This window comes from Aeromonas sp. MdU4 (assembly GCF_041929505.1).
Classification (GTDB): Bacteria; Pseudomonadota; Gammaproteobacteria; order Enterobacterales; family Aeromonadaceae; genus Aeromonas.
In genome coordinates, this window is the sequence record NZ_JBHFMW010000001.1 from 223655 (window position 1) to 242671 (window position 19017).

Annotated in this window: 19 protein-coding genes; 18 read left to right on the top strand and 1 reads right to left on the bottom strand. The window is 60.3% G+C overall.

Annotation, left to right across the window (positions count from 1 at the left end; all coding sequences use genetic code 11):
* The 13 genes from ACE1BR_RS01005 to ACE1BR_RS01065 all read left to right on the top strand — a co-directional run bounded on the left by ACE1BR_RS01005 (position 1) and on the right by ACE1BR_RS01065 (position 12785).
* Positions 1 to 621: a TetR/AcrR family transcriptional regulator gene (locus ACE1BR_RS01005; protein WP_374866786.1), complete on the top strand. Its 621-nt coding sequence runs from the start codon at positions 1 to 3 to the stop codon at positions 619 to 621.
* Positions 602 to 1120 carry a hypothetical protein gene (locus ACE1BR_RS01010; protein WP_374866788.1) on the top strand — a complete coding sequence of 173 codons (519 nt, stop codon included), beginning with the start codon at positions 602 to 604 and terminating at the stop codon, positions 1118 to 1120. The genes ACE1BR_RS01005 and ACE1BR_RS01010 overlap by 20 nt, the downstream gene beginning before the upstream one ends.
* 18 nt (positions 1121 to 1138) lie before the next feature.
* On the top strand, positions 1139 to 2323 hold the full coding sequence (locus ACE1BR_RS01015) for an iron-containing alcohol dehydrogenase (RefSeq protein WP_374866790.1): 1185 nt from the start codon (positions 1139 to 1141) through the stop codon (positions 2321 to 2323).
* 216 nt (positions 2324 to 2539) lie between these two features.
* The gene (locus ACE1BR_RS01020) at positions 2540 to 2800 is read left to right on the top strand and encodes a GNAT family N-acetyltransferase (RefSeq protein WP_374866792.1); all 261 of its coding nucleotides are present in this window, start codon (positions 2540 to 2542) and stop codon (positions 2798 to 2800) included.
* Entirely contained in the window at positions 2787 to 3377 is a 591-nt protein-coding gene (locus ACE1BR_RS01025) for a nucleotidyltransferase family protein (RefSeq protein WP_374866794.1), read from the top strand. Before ACE1BR_RS01020 ends, ACE1BR_RS01025 begins: the two co-directional genes overlap by 14 nt.
* A 71-nt stretch (positions 3378 to 3448) precedes the next feature.
* Positions 3449 to 5272 (top strand): SulP family inorganic anion transporter, encoded by a 1824-nt coding sequence (locus ACE1BR_RS01030; protein ID WP_374866796.1) that lies wholly within the window; start codon positions 3449 to 3451, stop codon positions 5270 to 5272.
* Between the two features lie 118 nt (positions 5273 to 5390).
* A complete protein-coding gene (locus ACE1BR_RS01035; RefSeq protein ID WP_374866798.1) occupies positions 5391 to 6752 on the top strand; it encodes an MATE family efflux transporter in 1362 nt (453 codons plus the stop codon).
* The gene (locus ACE1BR_RS01040; protein WP_374866800.1) at positions 6749 to 7360 is read left to right on the top strand and encodes a hypothetical protein; all 612 of its coding nucleotides are present in this window, start codon (positions 6749 to 6751) and stop codon (positions 7358 to 7360) included. The genes ACE1BR_RS01035 and ACE1BR_RS01040 overlap by 4 nt, the downstream gene beginning before the upstream one ends.
* A gap of 275 nt (positions 7361 to 7635) precedes the next feature.
* Positions 7636 to 7854 (top strand): YdcH family protein, encoded by a 219-nt coding sequence (locus ACE1BR_RS01045; protein WP_374866802.1) that lies wholly within the window; start codon positions 7636 to 7638, stop codon positions 7852 to 7854.
* A 161-nt stretch (positions 7855 to 8015) separates the two neighbouring features.
* On the top strand, positions 8016 to 9209 hold the full coding sequence (locus tag ACE1BR_RS01050; RefSeq protein ID WP_374866804.1) for an extracellular solute-binding protein: 1194 nt from the start codon (positions 8016 to 8018) through the stop codon (positions 9207 to 9209).
* Positions 9206 to 11344, top strand: coding sequence for a diguanylate cyclase domain-containing protein (locus tag ACE1BR_RS01055; protein ID WP_374866805.1), 2139 nt, complete (start codon positions 9206 to 9208; stop codon positions 11342 to 11344). The genes ACE1BR_RS01050 and ACE1BR_RS01055 overlap by 4 nt, the downstream gene beginning before the upstream one ends.
* 138 nt (positions 11345 to 11482) lie before the next feature.
* Entirely contained in the window at positions 11483 to 12142 is a 660-nt protein-coding gene (locus tag ACE1BR_RS01060) for a YceH family protein (RefSeq protein ID WP_374866807.1), read from the top strand.
* An 85-nt stretch (positions 12143 to 12227) separates the two neighbouring features.
* Positions 12228 to 12785, top strand: a complete 558-nt coding sequence (locus ACE1BR_RS01065) for a HutD family protein (protein ID WP_374866809.1) — start codon at positions 12228 to 12230, stop codon at positions 12783 to 12785.
* 108 nt (positions 12786 to 12893) lie between these two features.
* Here ACE1BR_RS01065 and azu read toward each other — a convergent pair whose 3' ends face one another.
* Positions 12894 to 13334, bottom strand: coding sequence for an azurin (gene azu, locus ACE1BR_RS01070; RefSeq protein WP_374866811.1), 441 nt, complete (start codon positions 13332 to 13334; stop codon positions 12894 to 12896).
* 328 nt (positions 13335 to 13662) lie between these two features.
* Between azu and ACE1BR_RS01075 the strand changes: the two genes are divergently transcribed.
* From ACE1BR_RS01075 to ACE1BR_RS01095, 5 genes are all read left to right on the top strand, one after another.
* Positions 13663 to 14706, top strand: coding sequence for an FAD:protein FMN transferase (locus ACE1BR_RS01075; RefSeq protein ID WP_374866949.1), 1044 nt, complete (start codon positions 13663 to 13665; stop codon positions 14704 to 14706).
* 158 nt (positions 14707 to 14864) lie between these two features.
* A complete protein-coding gene (locus ACE1BR_RS01080; protein WP_374866813.1) occupies positions 14865 to 16511 on the top strand; it encodes a tetratricopeptide repeat protein in 1647 nt (548 codons plus the stop codon).
* Positions 16512 to 16575: 64 nt separating this feature from the next.
* A complete protein-coding gene (locus tag ACE1BR_RS01085; protein WP_374866815.1) occupies positions 16576 to 17538 on the top strand; it encodes an ion channel in 963 nt (320 codons plus the stop codon).
* Positions 17539 to 17653: 115 nt separating this feature from the next.
* Positions 17654 to 18460, top strand: a complete 807-nt coding sequence (gene xthA, locus ACE1BR_RS01090; protein WP_374866817.1) for an exodeoxyribonuclease III — start codon at positions 17654 to 17656, stop codon at positions 18458 to 18460.
* Between the two features lie 128 nt (positions 18461 to 18588).
* The gene (locus ACE1BR_RS01095; protein ID WP_374866819.1) at positions 18589 to 19017 is read left to right on the top strand and encodes a PPC domain-containing DNA-binding protein; all 429 of its coding nucleotides are present in this window, start codon (positions 18589 to 18591) and stop codon (positions 19015 to 19017) included.

The following is a 19017-nucleotide window of genomic DNA, read 5'->3' on the forward strand; positions in this document are numbered from 1 at the left end:
ATGAGCCAGGCCATGCCACAACCACAACCCATGACTGACAAGCGCCGCCAGATCCTGGATGCCGCCCTTGCCCTCTGCGCCGAGGATGGCCTGCAGGGGGCGGCCACCGCCCGCATCGCCAAGGCGGCCGGGGTCGCCAACGGCACCCTGTTTCACCACTTTCCGAGCAAGGAGGCACTGATCCTCCAGCTCTATCAGGATGTGAAGACCCGGATGGGGGCAGCCATCAGTGAGGCCGACCCCTCGCTGGTGTTGCACGACCAGATCCGCCACTACTGGCAACAGGCGATGAGCTGGATGCTGGCGCACCCGAACGAGCTCAAATTCGTGCTGGGCTTTTTTCACTCCCCCCTGCTGGCCCGTCCGGCCCGCAGCCAGATCTTGAACGATGCCCTGCGCTTTCTGCCCACCCTGCTGGCAAAGGGGCAGGCCAGCGGCGAGCTGATGCATGCCCCCGCGCCACTGTTGCTGGAGGTGTGTCAGGGCCAGTTCCTCGCCTGTGCATCACTGTTTGTCGATCAACCGGATCTGGGACAGAACGACTACTGGCAAGCCAGTGCGTTCGCCCTGTTCTGGTCAGCTATCTCAGGAGCCAATCCCCATGCAAACACGGACGTTTGAATCTGCGGCCGCCCTTGGCCGCCGCCTCTGGATCACCACCCTGCTCTGGGTGGTGGGTCGCACCCTCTGCCGCGCCGCCCGCACCGATGAGGCGGTGCGCCGCGAATTGGCGCCATTGCCAGACGGGCTGGCGATCCGCCTTGAAGTCGGGGGCATCGACTACGCCATGAACATGCACAAAGTGGGAGGGCGCTGGTACCCCGGTGCGCCAGCCGCCCCCCATGCCACCATCCATCCGCTACGGGTGCGCTTCAAGCACCCCAATATCGCCTTTCGCGCCCTGAGTTTTCGGCTCGGGGTCAATCAGGCGTTTGGCGAAAACCGGTTGCTGGTGGAGGGGGATCTGACCGTCGCCATGCATCTGGTACGGGGGCTTGAGCAGTTGCAGTCCCTGATCCTGCCCGCCTTTATCGCGCGGCCGCTGCTGCGCCACTATCCTGCCCCGACCAACAAACTCGGCCGGGCCTGCAACATCTATCTGGGTCTGGTGACCGGCTAACGCGCAAGGAGCCTTGAAATGAGCCGCTATTACGATTTCTTCTGCCCGGTCAAACTGCTGGCCGGTGAACAGGCGCTGGAGCAGCTGGCCAGCGAGTTGGCAAGCCTTGGCGCGCGTCGCCCGCTGCTGCTGACCGACAAGGGGGTCAATGCCACCGGCCTTGCCACCCTGCTGGCCAATGTGCTGGCCGAAGGGGAACTGCCGGTCGCCGCCATCTGGGACGAGATCCCGGCCGACTCTTCCACCGCCGTGGTGGAGCGGATCGCCAAACGCTATCGCGAGCTCGACTGCGACAGTCTGGTGGCGCTGGGGGGCGGCTCGGTCATCGACACCGCCAAGGCGGTCAATATTCTCACTTCCATGGGGGGGGATCATCTGCTCGACTACTCGGGCGCCGGTTGCCTGACCCGTCCCCTCAAGCCGCTGGCGGTGGTACCCACCACGGCGGGCACAGGATCCGAAGTGACGCTGGTGGCGGTGATCAAGGATGAGGCGAGCGGGCGCAAGGTGCCCTTCACCTCCCCCTTCCTGCTGCCGCAACTGGCGGTGCTCGACCCGCGCCTGACCCAGGGATTGCCCCTCAATATCACCGCCGCCACCGCCATGGATGCCATGACCCATGCCATCGAGGCCTTTATCGGCACCGCCAAGAATCCGGTGAGCGACGCGCTGGCCCTGATGGCGGTGGAGAAGATCGCCAGTGCCCTGCCGCAAATCATCCACGATCCGCAGAACAAACAGCTGCGGCTGCAACTGGCGGAAGGCTCCACCCTGGCTGGCATGGCCTTCTCCAACTCCATGGTGGGGCTGGTGCACGCCCTCGGCCACAGTCTGGGAGCCCGCTGCCATCTGCCCCACGGCCTGTGCATGAACCTCTTTTTGCCCACCGTGCTCGACTACAACCGTCCCGAGGTGGATGGCGAGCTGGCCCGCCTGCTACTGCCGCTGGTGGGGGCCGAGCGCTTTGCCGCCACCCCTGCCCACCAGCGGGCCGAGGCGACCATCACCGCCATTCGCACCCTGCGCGATACCCTGTGGCAAGCGGTCAAACTGCCGCGCACCATGAGCGAAGCGGGGGTGAGCGATCGCTCGCTACTCGGAGAGATACGGGATCTGGCAGTCAACGACGGCGCCCTGCTGTTCAATCGCAAAGATGCCGACCGTGAGCAGTTACTCACTCTGCTGGAGCGAGCCTGGGCCTGATCCGGCACGCTTTGCCAGCACTCTCTAGCTGGCGCTCTTGCTGACACTGACGCGGTGCCCGACAGGCGATCGGGCACCCTGATCTGCATCGCGATATCCACGCAACCCCCTGCCAAAGTGGATGATATTGGCCACGGTCCCCCGTTATCTGTTCTATACCTTGGCTAACAGTTATCTTGTGCCAACAGACTTATCTTCATGCCAGAGGTGCCCACCATGAGCGAGATCATCCATCAGGCCAACCAGCAGCAGTTCATCTGTATGGTGGAGGGGAAGGAGTCGAGACTGCGCTACCGGCGCCTCGATGCCAAGACCATCGACGCCTACAGCACCTTCGTCCCCCCCGAACTGCGGGTGCAGGGGATTGCCGATCAACTGGCCCGCGCCTTCTTCAGCTGGACTCAGGCGGAGGGGCTCACTATAGTGCCGAGCTGCCGTTACATTGATGTCTGGTTACGCCGCAATGCCAATGATTGAGCCTCTGAATACTGCCCTCGAACAGCAATTCCAAGCCAAGACCGAAGCCCTGCTGCGGGCCGATCCGCAGCGGATGGCTTGCCTGCAAGCCGCCGCCGAGCTCAATCTGCCCGACTGGGCGCTGGGCGCCGGATTTATCCGCAACCTCATCTGGGATCACCTGCATCACAACACCGAGCCTACCCCGCTCAACGATATCGACCTTATCTACCTCGATAACAGTGACCCGCAAGGAGTGGCGGAAGCAGAGCACGAAGCCTGGCTCGCCAAACGGCTGCCCGGCCAGCAGTGGGAAGTGCGCAATCAGGCCCGTATGCACACTCGCCAGCTGGTAGCACCGTTTACCAGCAGCCTAGAGGCGCTGAGCCACTGGGTCGAGGTGCCCACCTGCATTGGCGTGCGCCTCACCCGGGATGGCGAGTTCGAGTGGCTTGCCCCCTACGGCTTTGCCATCAACTGGTCGCTGCAAGTGAGTGCCAACCCCAGATGCCGTCAGGACAAACAGATCTTCACCCAGCGCATCAAAGAGAAGCAGTGGCAGGCCCTCTGGCCTGACCTTCACGTAAACTGGCCATAACCTGATTGCAATCTTTCGATAACCTTGGGCACACTAGGGTAAAAGCTGGTTGTAACTCAATGGGTTAAATAATGCGCGACTTCTTCTCTCTCGAACGCTGGCTACCGGGCCTCGCTGCCCTGCTGCAATACCAGCGCGCCTGGTTGATGCCTGACCTTCGCGCTGGACTCTCGGTCGCTGCAGTGGCCCTGCCCGTGGCCATTGCCTATGCCGAGTTGGCCGGGGTCGGCGCCATTGTCGGCCTCTACTCCTGCATCCTGCCCATGCTGGTCTACGCCCTGTTTGGCACCTCTCGCCAGCTGATCGTCGGCCCGGATGCTGCCACCTGTGCGGTCATCGCCGCCGTGGTGACGCCGCTGGCCGCTGGCGACCCGACCCGCCACTGGCAGCTGGTAATGACCATGACCGCCATGACCGGTTTCTGGTGTCTGATTGCCAGCCGCTTCAAGCTGGGGGTGCTGGCCGACTTTCTCTCCCGCCCGATCCTGATGGGGCTGCTCAACGGGGTGGCCATCACCATCATGGTGGGCCAGCTCTCCAAGATCTTCGGCTTCACCTTCAGCGAGCGCTATCTCATCGAGCGGATCGCCAACGGCACCACTTACATTACCCAGACCCACCTGCCGACCCTGGCCATGAGCCTGGTTGCCTTGCTCACCCTGCTGCTGGCCAAGCGCTACAAACCGGCATGGCCCTCCTCCATGGTGGCCATGGTGGTGACCGCCGGGCTGGTGTGGGGTTTCAATCTGGGTCAGTTTGATATTGCGACATTGGGGGCGGTGGGCTCCGGCCTGCCCACCTTCCAGATGCCGGAATTTCCCCCCGGCCTGATGCGGGAACTGGTACTGCCGGCCCTTAACCTCGCCATGGTGAGTTTCGTCTCCATGATGCTGACCGCCCGCAGCTTTGCCGCCAAGAACGGTTACGAGATAGACGCGGACAAGGAGTTCCGGGCCCTAGGTATGGCCAACCTCGCCTCCGCGGTCTCTCAGGGCTTTGCCATCAGCGGTGCGGATTCCCGTACCGCGGTCAACGATGCCAACGGCGGCAAGAGCCAGCTGGTCTCCATCATCGCCGCCGCAGTGATCGCCATCATCACCTTCTATCTAACGGCACCGCTGCAATACATCCCGACCGCCGCCCTCGGGGTGGTGCTGGTGATGGCCTCGCTCTCGCTCACCGACTTTCGCGGGCTGTGGGCGCTGCGCAACTCCGATCGTTCTGCGTTCTGGCTGGCATTGGTCACCTTTATCAGCGTGCTCACCATGGGGGTGATCCCGGGGATCACCCTCGCGGTCTTGCTGGGCTTGTTCCAGTTCCTGCGCAATGTGATGCGCCCCACCGATCAACTGCTCGGCATGGATGATGAAGGGGTGGTGCGCACCCTGGGGGACAACGAACAGGCCAAGGCGATCCCGGGTATTCTGGTCTATCGATTCAACTCGCCCCTCACCTACTTCAACGCTCCCTACTTCAAGCGGCGGGTATTAGCCCTGCTGGTGCAGGATCCCCACAATCCCAAGTGTCTGGTGGTGGATGCTGTGGCCTGCTTTACCCATCAGGACATCAGCGTGATGAGCATGGTGGGGGAGCTGCACAAGGATTTGAAACGGCGCGGCATTCATATGGTAATGGCGGGGCGCCACGGCCAGATGACCCACTGGCTCAAGCAGGCGGGCGTGCGGGTGGGCGACGAGGGGATAATCCTCTGCCCGGATATGTATCAGGCGCTGCGCATGACCCGCTGCTACCGCGAGCCGGTGTTCAAGGATGATGCGGTAGTGGAGAGCACCACCGATGCCCTCCGCTCCCAGTGGCCACAAGATGATGCCCTGCCCGACTCGGCGCGCCTCACCCTGCCGAGCGAACAAGAGGCGGGCGCCACTCCTGCCTGATCCCTTGGCCTGATCCCCTGGCCGGGCAATCCCCCAAGGATTGCACCGGCCTCGCCCTTGGTGTTAAATGCGCCTCCAGAGGGCACTCCCCCATGCCCTTCCAGCTGTTGGACATACCATGCAATCTCAATCCCACGCCGGTCCGGGCACGCTCTTTGCGCTGACCTGGCCACTGTTTATTGATCTCGCCCTGCACTTTCTGACCGGCGCCCTCAACACCTTCATGGTGGGGCACGTCTCCTATCAGGGGGTGGCTGCGCTGGCGGTCGGCAATCAGGTGTTCGATCTGGCCATCACCCTGTTCAGCTTCGTCAGCATCGGCACCAGCGTGGTGATCACCCAGTATCTGGGGGCAGGCGATCGCGAGAAGAGTCGGGTGGTGATCCACACCGCTATCGGGTTCAACCTGCTGATCGGTCTGGTGGCCGCCATCGGCGTGATGGCAGGAGCCAGCACCATGCTGGCGCTGATGAACCTGCCCGCCAACCTGATGAGCGATGGCACGCTTTACTTGCAGATCATCGGTCTCTGCCTGTTGCCGGAAGCCGCCGCCCTCTGTCTGGCGGCGACCCTGCGCGCCCACGGCCACACCCGTCAGGCGATGTATGTGACCCTCATCGTCAACCTCATCACCTTCGTCGGCAACCTGCTGCTGCTCTACGGCTGGTTCGGCCTGCCCCAGCTGGGGGTGGCTGGCGTGGCCGTCAGCACCGTTATCGGTCGGCTGGTGGGCGTGGTGCTGCTGGTATGGCTGGTGGCCCGCAAGACCGGCATTCGCCTGGTGGTGCGCGATATTGTTCACCCCAGCCGGGAGATGCTGGGCAAGGTGCTCCATATCGGCCTGCCTGCGGCGGGGGAGAACCTATCCTGGATGCTGCAGTTCATGGTGGTGACAGCTTTTGTCGGATTGCTGGGTGACAAGGCGCTGGCGACGCAGTCCTACTTCTTCCAGATCTGTCTGTTTATTCTGCTGTTTGGCCTCTCCATCGGCCTTGGCAACGAGATCATCATCGGCCATCTGGCGGGCGCCAGACAGTTCGAGCGCGCCTATCAGCAACTGCTCAAGAGCCTCAAGCTGGGGCTGGCGGTCACCTGTGTCATCGCTCTGGCGGCCGCTCTCAGCGGTCGTACCATCATCAGCCTGTTCACCGATGATGCCGACATTATCACTCAGGTGTCGCAGCTGTTTCTCATCAGCCTCATCCTCGAACCCGGCCGCACCTTCAATCTGGTGGTGATCAACGCCCTGCGGGCCACTGGGGATGCCCGTTTCCCCCTCTACATGGCGTTGCTCTCCATGTGGGGAATTGCCGTGCCACTCTCCTATTTCCTCGGTATCATGCAGGGTTATGGACTGGTCGGTATCTGGCTGGCGCTGGCCTGCGACGAGTGGGTGCGCGGTCTGGCCATGTTCTGGCGCTGGCGCAGTCGTCGCTGGCAAAACAAAATTCTTGTTGAAACAAAAGCGGAATCACAATGAAGAAGATAGGACTCTTGCTGGCTGCCATCCTGCTCAGCCCCCTGGCCATGGCGCAAACTGCCCCTGCCGCTCCCAAGGCTCAAGCCACCCAGACCTGGTACGTGGCCCCCATTGCCATCGATGAGACCAGCGAAGCCCAGAAGGCGTTGACCAAGGACTTCATGGCCCAGATGATCAAGACCATCAAGATCAACGAGTACCAGACTGGCAAGGCGGTGGGCAACACCAAAAAGCCCAAGTGGCTGATCCGCACCAAGCTGATGCCAGCCAGCACCGAACCGCTGGTCGGCAAGAAGCATGCCCAGGGTCTCACCTACGGCAAGGGCACCCCGACTCAGGAGATCGTCGGCGAGTTGCTGATGAATGGCACCCTGGTGGCCCATATCGGCCAGGGCTGGCGTGAACCTATCGTCCCGGGCACCCCGGTCGCTGACAAGCTGACCATCGCCAACTACCGCTACGCCATCGGGGATCAGGCCAAATCGGCCGATCTGGAAGAGCTGGCCGCCCAGATTGGCTTTGAAGCGGGCAAAGTGATCCATCGCGACGGCAAGCCGCTGCCCGAGAAGAAAAAGAAAAAAGAGCAGGCGGAACAGCCAAAACAGTAAGTAAATTGGCAAGATCAACGAAGGGGCCTGATGGCCCCTTTTGCATATTTTCCCTTCCCACCCCGGTATCAGCACTGTGACCTGTGGCACAGTTTGGCTCACCATTCAGATTGATAAATCACTTATCTTGTTTTTATTCAATTAGTTAAAAATATCCTCCCGAATACTCCAAATGATTGCCCCTAAATTCGATCAGGATCACATTCATCACCAGCGCGAAGGGGTAGCTTTGGTTTTACAGGCACAATCAAACGAAACCAAGGAGGCTCCATTACATGTTCCCAGAGTACAGAGAACTCATCTCGAAACTGAAGAGCAGTGATGTCCATTTCCAGAAGAAGTTTGACTTGCACAACGACCTGGATGAGGAGATTAGAAAGTTGGAAAAGCATCACGCCAGCGACTATAGCTCCGAGGTGAAGGATCTGAAAAAACAGAAACTTAAACTGAAAGAGGAGATATACGACATCCTCAAACAACATCCACAACAATAGATGCCTCAAAGATTATCAGGATAAGCAATTTATCCTCCAGCCCGGCCCAAGCGTCGGGCTTTTTGTTTTTTCAGTCAATTAGTTGTGCCTCCAGGCTATCGGCCGTAGCGGTTGTTTGTTACATTTTCCCTTGAGATTCAAGGAACAAGAGTGGTAATGACATGAGCAACAAGGGCACTTTGTATCATCTACTACTGCTCTGCCTGCTCTCTTTCAGCAAACCTCTGCAGGCGCAAGAACCGGAACTGGAGTTATGGCACTCCCAACAGGCCGGTTATGTGATCGACGACGTGATCGCCCGCTTCAATCAGGCGGGCAACCACAGGGTGCGCGTCACCCAGATTGAACCGGGCAAGATCAAGGCAGATATCCTGCTCGCCGCTCAAGCCAGGGGGTTACCCGACCTGATGCTGATCCCCTCGGATTTCGTCGGTCTCTACCACCAGATGTCCCTCGCCCCCCTTCCGCCAGAGTGGTTCTCCCCCGCACTGATGAGCAGTGCATTGCGCTACGTCACCCTCGACCACCAGCGCTGGGGCATGCCCATGATGCAGGGCAATCATCTGATGCTGTTTTACAACAAAGCGCTGGTATCGGCTCCGATAACCCGGTGGCAACAACTGGCCGCCTTCACCCCGGCCCTCAAGGCCAAAGGGGTCTACCCCGTCAGCTGGCCCTATCACGACATGTACTATTTCGCCGCCTTTCTGCACACCTTTGGCGGTGCGCCGGTGACGGAGGGGCGCATCACCCTCGACACCCCGGCCATGGCACAGGCACTGGAGGCTTACCGAACCGTCGCCAGCCAGCAGTTGATCGATCCCGACTGCGACTATGACACCGCCCTCGCCCGCTTTCATGATGGCAAGAGCGCCTATCTCATCAACGGAGATTGGGCCTTCAATGATCTGGTAAAAAACATGGGCGATCAGTTGGGGGTCGCCATGCTGCCCCAGTGGGAAACCCGGCCAATGCGCTCCATGAGCGGCGCCTATGTGATAAGTACTTCTCGCCAGGCGATGGCAGATGAGGACCGACGTGCCGTCATCCAGGCACTGATGACCTTCATCCAGCGGGATGATATCCAGCAGTTCATCTATCGCAAGGGGGCTCTGCTGCCGGTCAACCAGCAGGCCTTTACCGCTATCAGCCAGCGCCCTGCACCGCAGGCCAAAGTGTTGCTGGCACAGTTCACCCTCAGTACCCCCATGCCATCGGATAGCGCCATGTCGATTGCCTGGCAAGCGATGGATAAAGGGTTCGATCGTTTCCAGGAGGGGAGCAGTGCCACCGCTGCCGCCCGTTACATGCAACAACTGGCGGATCAGCAATATCGGCAGGTGAAGTCAAAATGAACCACCGCTCCGTTCGGCTGGGCCCGACGCTTATTATCATTCTGTTCACCATGACCCTGCTGCCCGCATTGCTGACCAGTAGCGTGCTGCTGATCCGGCAGCACCAGATCATCGCCCAGAGCGAGCAGTCACAACTGGAGCGAGCCCTCACCAGCATGACCCGCGAGGCCCGTTTTCATGGCGAGCTGCTCGGCACCGAGATCAATCAGCTCAGCAACGACAGAGTGCTCAACCAGGCACTCGACAACTTCCTCTTCTCCAGCCATGCCCGGCTGGCACTGGCCAGTTTCATCAAGGGCAGCAGCCTGCTGACATCCGCCTACCTGATCGATGACAAGGGCCAGGTGGTGGAGTACGTCAATGGCCGGGCCGCTTACCTCGAGTCGAGCCCGCTGATCCCACAGCTGATGGCATGGAGCAGAACCCGCGAGGCCAGCCAGGGTAAACACTTGCTGCTCCCCGTCGATGACCCGGTACTGATCGGTGACATGCAGAATAACCATAGTGGTGGCCTGGCGCTGGTGGCCCCCATCTATCGCAATCGCCAGCGAGCCGGGGTGATGCAGCCCCCCGCAGGCTTCGTGATGACGATCCTCCCATGGCGGCAAATTGCCCAGTTGCTGGAGCCCTATCTCAAGGGAAGCGAATATCTGGTGATTTCTCAGGGGGATAGTCGCCTCTATGAGAGTACTCACGATGCCAGCAACGTCGGCGGGGAGCACACACCGAGCAAGATGGCCCAACCTTTGATCATCGGCTGGCCACAGCTGGAAGAGGCCATCTCCCCCACGCTCACCCTCTACAGCTACAACGATGATCGCGTCAGTGAGCTCAACAAATCCCAGCGGCTGCTCACCGGCAGCATTATCGGCATGTTACTGCTGGTTGCGGTTGCCTGTATCTTGCTTACTCGCTGGCTGACCCGCCCTCTGGGTTCACTGGCGGCGCTGGTGCGCAGCTATGGCAAGGGGAATTATCAGCAACGGCAGCCACCGCTGCGCTTTGTCGAATATGACGAAGTGCGCCAACTGTTGGAGGAGATGGCACACACCATCTCGACCCAGGTGCGGGAGCTCTATCAGCAAAACGAACAGCTGCAACAGGCAAATAGCGAAAAAGAGGCGTTCAACCAGCGGCTGCTCGGCTTCAATGACGAACTGGAGCAGGAGGTAGCCGCACAGACCACCGCCCTGCGCTCGGCCCTGAGTCGGGAAGAGCGCAGCCGCCATGTGCTGCAATCCTGGCTGCAGTTCGGTCTGCACCAACAGCTGGATATGGATATCGCCGAGCTGGCCAGCTCGGCCCTGCTGCAACTCTCCCAGCTCTATCCCGGCCACCGCTGGGGGCTGGTGATCCGCCGTGACGGACAAGAACCCTATACCCTGTTGCAGGGGGTTGATGCCCCCTTGCGGGCCTCCCTGCAGGAGAAGCTGACCCAGCTGATGGATGAGGAGGTCAAACACTCCGAATGCCAGTGGCAAGATACCCTGTGGAAGATCATGACCCTGCCCGGCAGCCAGAGTGGCGTCCTGTTCGGCTATCTGATGGTCAGCGCCGAAGGGCTGGAGTCGGAAGACAGGGCCATTTTGCGGCTCTTTGCCAAGCAGCTGGCGGTGGGCATCGAAGGCCGCCTCTTTACCGACGAGTTGGCGCGGGTCGCCCGTACCGATAGTCTCACCGGATTGCCCAACCGGCAGGCGTTCGAAGAGACACTGCATCACTATCAGGCGGTGCTGGCGCGTCATCCAGAGCGTCACCTCGCTCTCTTCATGCTCGATCTAAACGGCCTCAAGCGCACCAATGACCAGTATGGTCACGAAGCAGGTGACGCCCTGCTGATCCAGATGGCTCGCCAGCTGCGCACCCTCTGCCGTCAGGATGAGAAGATCTTCCGGATCGGCGGCGATGAGTTCGTGTTGCTGGCAGAGGCCGATCACCTCGCTTGTCAGCGGTTGGCAGCCAGACTGGAGGCGAGCCAGCAGCATGCTATGGTGCAGCATCAGGAACAGAGCTTCCCGCTGCGTTTTGCCATCGGCTGGAGCTGCAGCGAAACGACCCCGCTGGCCGAACTCAGCCGGGTGGCAGATGACGCCATGTACGTCGACAAGGCACGCTTTTATCAACGTCAGCAATGATCCAGATTTGCGCAAGGCTTGGCGATGCTTTCACCAACTCCCTGATTGGCTCGCAAAAATGGCGCGCAAAGCTAGACGCCACGCGGGTCATGACTAAGATAGGGGCTCTTGATATCTCGACTTTGAAGGGAGTAGGAAATGGAGTTAGTACTTGGCCCGCTGGAAGCCCGCGTCATCGGCTGCCTGATTGAAAAAGAGATCTGCACCCCGGATCAATACCCCCTCTCCCTCAACGCCCTGGTCAACGCCTGCAACCAGAAGAGCAACCGCGAGCCGGTGCTGGATCTCTCCGAACTGGATATTCGCGCCGTGGTGGACGAGCTCATCCGCAAGCGACTGGTGGTCAATACCGCCGGTTTCAACGCCCGGGTGCCCCGCTACCAGCACAGATTCTGCAATACCGAGTTTGGCGAGCTGAAATTCAGCGCCCAGGAGCTCGGCATCGTCTGCGAGTTGCTGCTGCGCGGCCCACAGACCCCGGGCGAACTGCGTTCCCGCACCAATCGCCTCTGCAGCTTTGATGATGTCACCGAAGTGGATGCTGTGCTGACCAACCTCATCGAGCGCGGCCCCTACGTGGTCAAGCTGCCGCGTGAGCCGGGCAAACGCGAATCCCGTTACGCCCACCTGTTCAGCGGTGAAGTGGATATTCAGGCGATGATGGAGTCTGCTCCGGCAGCAGCCTACGCCTCCCCTGCCGCGGATCGCCTGAGCGAACTGGAGCAGGAGGTGAGCGAGCTCAAGAGCCGCCTCTCCGCCATGGAAGCACGCTTGACTGCACTGGATGGTCAGGGCTGATCTCTTTTACTATCGCCAATATCCAGCAGGGAGCCGGGGCTGATGTCCCCGGCTCCCTGCGTTTTTTCATCGTGAGGAGGTGCCCGTGATCACCCTGATTAAAGAGTCTGACCACCAGAAGATGCCCTGGAAAAACCAGCAGGGGTCCACCAGCCAGATCCTCATCTCCCCCAAGGGGACAAGTCTGGCCAAACTCGACTTTGACTACCGGTTAAGCTCGGCCCCCATCAAGAGTGCGGGCCCCTTCTCCCCCTTCCCAGGTTACCAGCGCATTTTGCTGCCGGTGAGCGGGGCAGGCTTTGTGCTCAACGGTCACCCCTACGCCACCTTCGAGGCGGCGCACTTTAGCGGCGATGAGGAGACCCACTGCGAGTTGCTGAAAAAAGAGGTGACCGATCTGGGCCTTATCTACCATCCTGATCGCATCAGCGCCAACGTGCGGGTATTGAACCTCCCCTTCCCCCTGACCCTCACCCTCGAGCCCGAGAAAACCTACCTCTGCCACCTGCTAAGCGGCCAGCTGACCGTGCAGGACAAAGAGGTGGCCATCAACGAGACGCTGGTAGTAAGCGGTGAAGAGAGCATTCACTTCGACTGTCAGAAGAAGAGCACCATCGCCTTCTTTACCCTGCAGGCCAAATAGCGCGGAGGTCGGCGGCGTACAGCCACGCCACAGACCTGAAAAAGCCGGGCAATCCCGGCTTTTGCTATTCAGGCAGCCGACTCGCTGCCGGCAACAGACGTAACACACTTAGTTGACCTTGAAAGTGCCCTTCATCATGGCAAAGTGACCGGGGAAGGAGCAGAAGAAAGTGAGATCCTTGCCCGCCAGACCGTCGGTCTTGAAGGTGACGCTGGTACTCTCGCCGCCGCCAATCAGTTTGGTATGAGCCAGCACCCGGGGATCATCCTTGGGCAAGTAGTTGTTTTCGGCACCGGCGCTCATCCCGGCAGTTGCTACGGTCTGATAGTCAGCGGTGCTGGCCAGCACCCAGTTATGCCCCATGCCGGTGACAGGCAGTTTGCCGGTATGATTCAGGGTGACGGTCACCTCTTTGCAAGTCGCAGGTACGCTCATCTCCTTGAGGTTGTACTGCATGGCATCATTGCCCTCGATGACCAGTGCGCACTCATCGGCCAGAACCGGGGCAGCCAGGGTGCTCAGAAACAGCAGGGTAATCGCTTTTTTCATCATCTTCTCCTTGGATTGGCAATGGTTCGAACAGCTTCACGGCTCAAATCATAGTCCCGTCCGCAAAGATGCCGTCATAATCAACTTTCATTTTACCTAATTGTCTTCAATCGGCGATGGTTTTACGACAAAGCTGCGAGTCAGGTCACCTGCAGACCCCCTCAGTCCACTCTCACCGACATCATCAATACGCAGCGCAACCGGAAACCACCTGCCCTGTTTAATTTTTCCCGCTATTTTCCCCCGAGAGAAGCTCGCTCACCACAGACCCCTTGGCTAAGCTAGCGCTCCGATAGCATATCCCTTGAGTGATACAGAGATCCTGATGATGTCGATTGCCTCCATATCGGCCCTGCGCGGCCTGCTGCTGACCCTGCTGCTGGTTCTGACTGGCTGCCAACCGGCTCCACCCGCCCAAACCCGCATTCAGGGCAAGACCATGGGCACCTACTATGTGGTGACCCTGAGCGATAGCTACCCGGGTGGGGAATCCGCCCTCAAAAGCGACGTAGAACGCCTGCTGGCCAGGATGAACAAAGAGATCTCCACCTACGATCCCGACTCCCTCATATCCCGTTTCAATCAGGGGCCAGATCACACCCCATTTGTCATTCCCCCTGCCATGGCCATCATCGTTCAGCAGGGCATTGATGCTGGCAAGCTGACCGACGGAAAACTGGATGTCACCGTTGGGCCGCTGGTCAATCTGTGGGGCTTTGGCCCGGACAAGCGTCCGGTCAAACGGCCGGATGACGCAGCTATCGCCGCCGCCCGCCAGAAAGTCGGTATCGACAAGCTGACCCTGACCCCGCAAGGGGATCACTTCCTGCTCGAGAAAGCGATCCCGGCGCTCTACCTCGATCTCTCCACCCTGGGGGAAGGTGCCGCTGCGGACGAAATCGCCGCCCTGCTCAAGCACAAGGGGATCAACAACTACCTCGTCGAAGTGGCCGGTGCGGTACGCAGCAAGGGCAACAACAGCAAGGGTTCACCATGGAGAGTGGCTATCGTCGAGCCCTCCGACCAGCCGGGGGCATTCTCCGATATTGTGATACCCAACGGCATGGCGCTCAGCACCGCGGGCAGTTATCGCAACTACTACGAACTCGATGGCCAGCGTTACTCCCATATCATCGATCCCGCCACTGGCCAGCCCATCACTCACAAGCTGGTCTCGGCCAGTATTATCACCCCCACCGCCCTGGAGGCTGATGCCCTCGATACCGCCCTAATGGTCATGGGCCCCGCACAGGCCATGGCGTTTGCGACCAGACATCAGCTGGCGGCTTACCTCATCATCAAAACGGATCAGGGCTTCAAGGCCGAATTCACCCCCCAATTTGCCCCCTATCTGGCAAAGAAAAAATCGTGAGTTCAAGGCCCTGGCAACAGGGCCTTCCGCTGTCACACCGCCCAGGCAAGCGGAGCGCAAGCTAAAACGGTTCGCAATCGACAACTTGGCCAATTGCCTCATCGTGGACTTTGGTGGCACACTTTCCCCATCAGCCCGTAGCGCCTTGGCCCAGACAGATGCAGACACCGGAAAAAGAGCCCGAAAAGAGAACCCCTGCCAAAGCCCAACGCATTCTGATGGTCAACGAGCAACGCTCGTTTCAGGTGATGATGAAGGCGATGCTGATCAATCTGGGCATCAGCAACATCACCTATTCCAACACCGCCGAGGATGCCCGCCGCCGTTGCCAGAAGGGCAGTTTTGACATCTATCTTATCGATTACGATCTGGGGATCGGCGAAAACGGGCGCCAGCTGCTGGAGAGTCTGCGCGACCAAAATCTGATCCCGCCCCAGAGCGTGGTGATCATGGTGAGCGGCGACAGCTCCCGCGCCATGGTGCTGAGCGCCTTGGAGGCCGAGCCCGACGAATACCTGATGAAGCCCTTCTCGCAGGAGCAGTTCTCGTTTCGCCTCAAACGCGCGCTGGCAAGGCACAACGCCCTCACTCCCGTGTTTACCGCACTGGCCGAAAACAATCTGGCCGCCCTTATCACCGCCTGCGCCGAGCGGGCCGATGCCGTGCCCCGCTATGCCAACTACTGCCGCTGCCTGCAGGCTGATACTCACCTCAAACTGGGTCAGGCGCAGGAGGCCCGCACCCTGATGCGCCAGCTGCTGGCCGGTCAGGAGAATAGCTGGGCCCGCCTGACGCTGGGCAAGGCATGCAATACCCTGGGACTCCATGAAGAGGCGGTCAGCCACCTGCAGGCGACCCTCAAGAATACTCCGCTAATGGTGGAGGCCCACCGCTGGCTGGCCGAGTCCCAGCTTGCCCTTGGTAATGATGAGCAGGCCCAGCAGGAGCTCAAACGCGCAGTGGATATCTCGCCACAGTCGGTCCAGCTATCGCGCCGACTGGCCGAGGTGTGCCTGCTGCGCCACGACTACGCCCAGGCCAAGGATGTGCTGCTCTCCCTCATCGATCTGTCGCGCAACTCGATTCACCGTACCCCTCACTATCTGGGGGCCTATATCCAGACCCTGACCCTCTACGCCCTCAACAGCAACGACAGCTACCACATCGCCAACCTGCAAAAACAGGTCAACTCGGCCCTGTCGCGCATCCGCGACTCGCTGATGATGTCGGAGTTCAACTACCCGGTGTTCGAACAGATCTGCCAGGCGCGAGTGCAGATTGCGCTGGGTGAGCTGCTCAAGGGCAAAAAGATGCTCTATCGCGCCAACCAGAACTGGCTCGACGAACCGGCCACCATGCCACCCACGCTGCTCGGTGAAACCATTCTCGCTCTCTACCAGCTCGGCGAATTCGAGTATGCCGAGAGCCTGCAGAGCCTGCTGGCCGAGGATGAAGACCGGCTGCTCACCACCTGTATTCAGGCCACCCGCGATGACAAGACCGTGCTCGAACGGCGTCAGCGCTACCAGCAACTCAACGAACTGGGCATCAAGGCTTACCAGTCGGGCGAGCTGGAGCAGGCGCTCGGCCACTTTCGCGAGGCACTGCGCCGTGCCCCCGCCAATACCGGTGCCGCCCTCAACAAGATCCAGGTGTTGCTGCAACTGATGCAAAAAAACCGCAAGAGCCCGGAGTTTGGTACCGAGTGCAAGGACACCCTGGACGTGCTCGACGGCATCCCCCTCAATCCGGCCCAGCAGGAGCGTTTTCGCAAGCTGCGTCAGGAGTTCAACCAGTTCAGCTGAGCGCCGCCACGCCTCCGGTTCCCCGCCTATGCTGAAACAGAACGGGTGACGGGAGGTGTAGAGCATGGCGATGTGTCGTTATCTGGTGGCCGATGGCCGCCACTGCAGTGAAGAGGCGGGTGAGCACGACCTCTGCCACTGGCATGACCCCCACAGACCCCATCAGGAAGCCCACACCGCCGAGGCGCTCGAGCAGTACGTTCGCGCTGGCGGCCTCTGCCACGGTCTGCAGTTGGCCCGCGCCAATCTGGCTGGCCTCAATCTGGTCAACAAGGAGTCCGATCAGGGATTTTTGCTAGAGCAGTGCAACCTCTATCGCGCCAACCTGCGGGGTGGCCACCTCTACGGCCTGCGCATGAAGGGCGGCAGCCTGATGAAGGCCGATCTGAGCGATGCCAACCTCCAGTGCGCCACCCTTGATGATGTCAACCTGCTCGGCATCCGCTGGCACAATACCCGGCTCGACAACATGCATACCGGCAAACGGGTGATGCAGGATCGCAAGGGACGGCGCGAGCGGGATCCCAAGCAGGCGAAGGTCTGGTTCAAGGAGGCGGAAGAGACCTACCGGGATCTGCGCAAAGCCTCCGAGGCGCAGGGGATCTTCACCATGTCCGGCAACTACATTCAGCAGGAGCTCACCATGCGCCGGCTGCAACTGCCGTTCTGGTCGAGCCAGCGCTTCACCTCCTGGGTGGTCGATCTCTTCTGCGGCTACGGCGAAGCACCGATGCGGGTGGTGCTCTTCTCCCTGCTGCTCATCTTCATCTGTAGCATCTTCTACTTCTTCTTTGGCCTGAGCTTCAACGGCAACCACCTCGCCTACCACCCGGGCGCCCCCTTCGAACAGAACGCCATCTTTCTGCTCGAGTGCCTCTACTACAGCGTGGTCACTTTCACCACCCTGGGTTATGGCGACTTCACCCCCATTGGCCTCTCGCGTCTCTTTGCCGCCTTCGAGGCCTTCACCGGCAGCTTCACGCTGGCGCTGTTTGTGGTGGTATTCGTCAAAAAGATGACCCGCTGACGCCTCTCCCTGCCAAGCGGGTCGGCCACTGGTGCTGACCCGCGCCCCGAACTTGCATCCACCGCCGATTCCTAGTCCAATAGCCACTTATAAAAATGACATGAGCATCCCGGACATGAAGATCATCTCTTTCAATATCAACGGCCTGCGCGCCCGTCTGCACCAGCTGCAAGCCATCATCGACAAGCACCAGCCCGATGTGATCGGCCTGCAGGAGATCAAGGTGCACGATGAAGCCTTCCCGCTGGCCGATGTGGAGGCCATGGGCTATCACGTAGCGTTTCACGGCCAGAAGGCCCACTACGGGGTCGCCATCATGAGCAAGCAGAAGCCGGTCAAGGTGGAGAAAGGCTTCCCCACCGATGACGAAGAGGCCCAGCGCCGGATGATCATGGCCACCTTCGAGCGCGAAGACGGCTCTCTCATCAAGGTGATGAACGGCTACTTCCCGCAGGGTGAAAGCCAGGATCACGAGACCAAGTTCCCGGCCAAGCAGAAGTTCTACGAAGATCTGCAGCACTATCTCGAAACCAACCACACCCCGGACGACCAGCTGGTGCTGATCGGGGATATGAATATCTCCCCCACCGATCTCGACATCGGCATTGGCGAAGCGAACCGCAAGCGTTGGCTGCGGGACGGCAAGTGCTCCTTCCTGCCCATCGAACGGGAGTGGATGGAACGCCTGAAAGGGTTCGGCCTGACCGACACCTTCCGCGCCGCCAACCCCACCGAGTGCGAGCGTTTCTCCTGGTTTGACTACCGCTCCAGGGGCTTTGACGAGAACCGCGGCCTGCGCATCGACCTCATCATGGCCTCTGACGCCCTCAAGGACAGCGTGACCGAGACCGGCATCGACTATGAGCTGCGCGGCATCGACAAGCCCTCCGATCACGCTCCCATCTGGGCCTGCTTTGCCTGATGATGGAACCCATCTTGTGATTGTGTGAACCGGCTCGCGGTTGCCCATATGAAAAAGGGGTAAACAGCAGCTTCAGTAAAGGTGCCTTGCGGCACCTTCTTTTTTTGCAATCAAGGAGTCCCCAACAGATGAATGGCCACCTTCCTCTCTCACCGGCTCGTTTTCTGGCGCTGCGTCTGTTGCCGGGGGAGGATCTGATTACCGGATTGCGTGCCCAGATGGCGCAGCACGGTCTGCAGGCTGCCTGGATTGCCGGGGCAGTCGGCAGCCTGACCCACGCCAACCTGCGCTATGCCGCCCAACCCGATGGCACTCTGCTGGAGGGGGCCTTCGAAGTGATCGCCCTCGGCGGCACCCTGGACCCGGAGTGCGAACACCTGCACCTCTCCATCTCCGATGAACAAGGGCAGATGCGCGGTGGTCATGTGCTGCCTGGTTGCCGGGTTCGCACCACCCTCGAGCTTGTGATAGGGGAGCTGCAAGAGTACCGTTTCACCCGCGCCCCTTGTTCCCGTTCGGGTTATGAAGAGCTACTTGTTACCCCCAGAACCTTGTGA

What these genes read in the sequence shown, in the direction of transcription:
- ACE1BR_RS01005 (WP_374866786.1), top strand. Translation starts at nt 1, where the DNA reads ATGAGCCAGGCCATGCCACAACCACAACCCATGACTGACAAGCGCCGC.
- ACE1BR_RS01010 (WP_374866788.1), top strand. Translation starts at nt 602, where the DNA reads ATGCAAACACGGACGTTTGAATCTGCGGCCGCCCTTGGCCGCCGCCTC.
- ACE1BR_RS01015 (WP_374866790.1), top strand. Translation starts at nt 1,139, where the DNA reads ATGAGCCGCTATTACGATTTCTTCTGCCCGGTCAAACTGCTGGCCGGT.
- ACE1BR_RS01020 (WP_374866792.1), top strand. Translation starts at nt 2,540, where the DNA reads ATGAGCGAGATCATCCATCAGGCCAACCAGCAGCAGTTCATCTGTATG.
- ACE1BR_RS01025 (WP_374866794.1), top strand. Translation starts at nt 2,787, where the DNA reads ATGCCAATGATTGAGCCTCTGAATACTGCCCTCGAACAGCAATTCCAA.
- ACE1BR_RS01030 (WP_374866796.1), top strand. Translation starts at nt 3,449, where the DNA reads ATGCGCGACTTCTTCTCTCTCGAACGCTGGCTACCGGGCCTCGCTGCC.
- ACE1BR_RS01035 (WP_374866798.1), top strand. Translation starts at nt 5,391, where the DNA reads ATGCAATCTCAATCCCACGCCGGTCCGGGCACGCTCTTTGCGCTGACC.
- ACE1BR_RS01040 (WP_374866800.1), top strand. Translation starts at nt 6,749, where the DNA reads ATGAAGAAGATAGGACTCTTGCTGGCTGCCATCCTGCTCAGCCCCCTG.
- ACE1BR_RS01045 (WP_374866802.1), top strand. Translation starts at nt 7,636, where the DNA reads ATGTTCCCAGAGTACAGAGAACTCATCTCGAAACTGAAGAGCAGTGAT.
- ACE1BR_RS01050 (WP_374866804.1), top strand. Translation starts at nt 8,016, where the DNA reads ATGAGCAACAAGGGCACTTTGTATCATCTACTACTGCTCTGCCTGCTC.
- ACE1BR_RS01055 (WP_374866805.1), top strand. Translation starts at nt 9,206, where the DNA reads ATGAACCACCGCTCCGTTCGGCTGGGCCCGACGCTTATTATCATTCTG.
- ACE1BR_RS01060 (WP_374866807.1), top strand. Translation starts at nt 11,483, where the DNA reads ATGGAGTTAGTACTTGGCCCGCTGGAAGCCCGCGTCATCGGCTGCCTG.
- azu (WP_374866811.1), bottom strand. Translation starts at nt 13,334, where the DNA reads ATGAAAAAAGCGATTACCCTGCTGTTTCTGAGCACCCTGGCTGCCCCG.
- ACE1BR_RS01075 (WP_374866949.1), top strand. Translation starts at nt 13,663, where the DNA reads ATGTCGATTGCCTCCATATCGGCCCTGCGCGGCCTGCTGCTGACCCTG.
- ACE1BR_RS01080 (WP_374866813.1), top strand. Translation starts at nt 14,865, where the DNA reads ATGCAGACACCGGAAAAAGAGCCCGAAAAGAGAACCCCTGCCAAAGCC.
- ACE1BR_RS01085 (WP_374866815.1), top strand. Translation starts at nt 16,576, where the DNA reads ATGGCGATGTGTCGTTATCTGGTGGCCGATGGCCGCCACTGCAGTGAA.
- xthA (WP_374866817.1), top strand. Translation starts at nt 17,654, where the DNA reads ATGAAGATCATCTCTTTCAATATCAACGGCCTGCGCGCCCGTCTGCAC.
- ACE1BR_RS01095 (WP_374866819.1), top strand. Translation starts at nt 18,589, where the DNA reads ATGAATGGCCACCTTCCTCTCTCACCGGCTCGTTTTCTGGCGCTGCGT.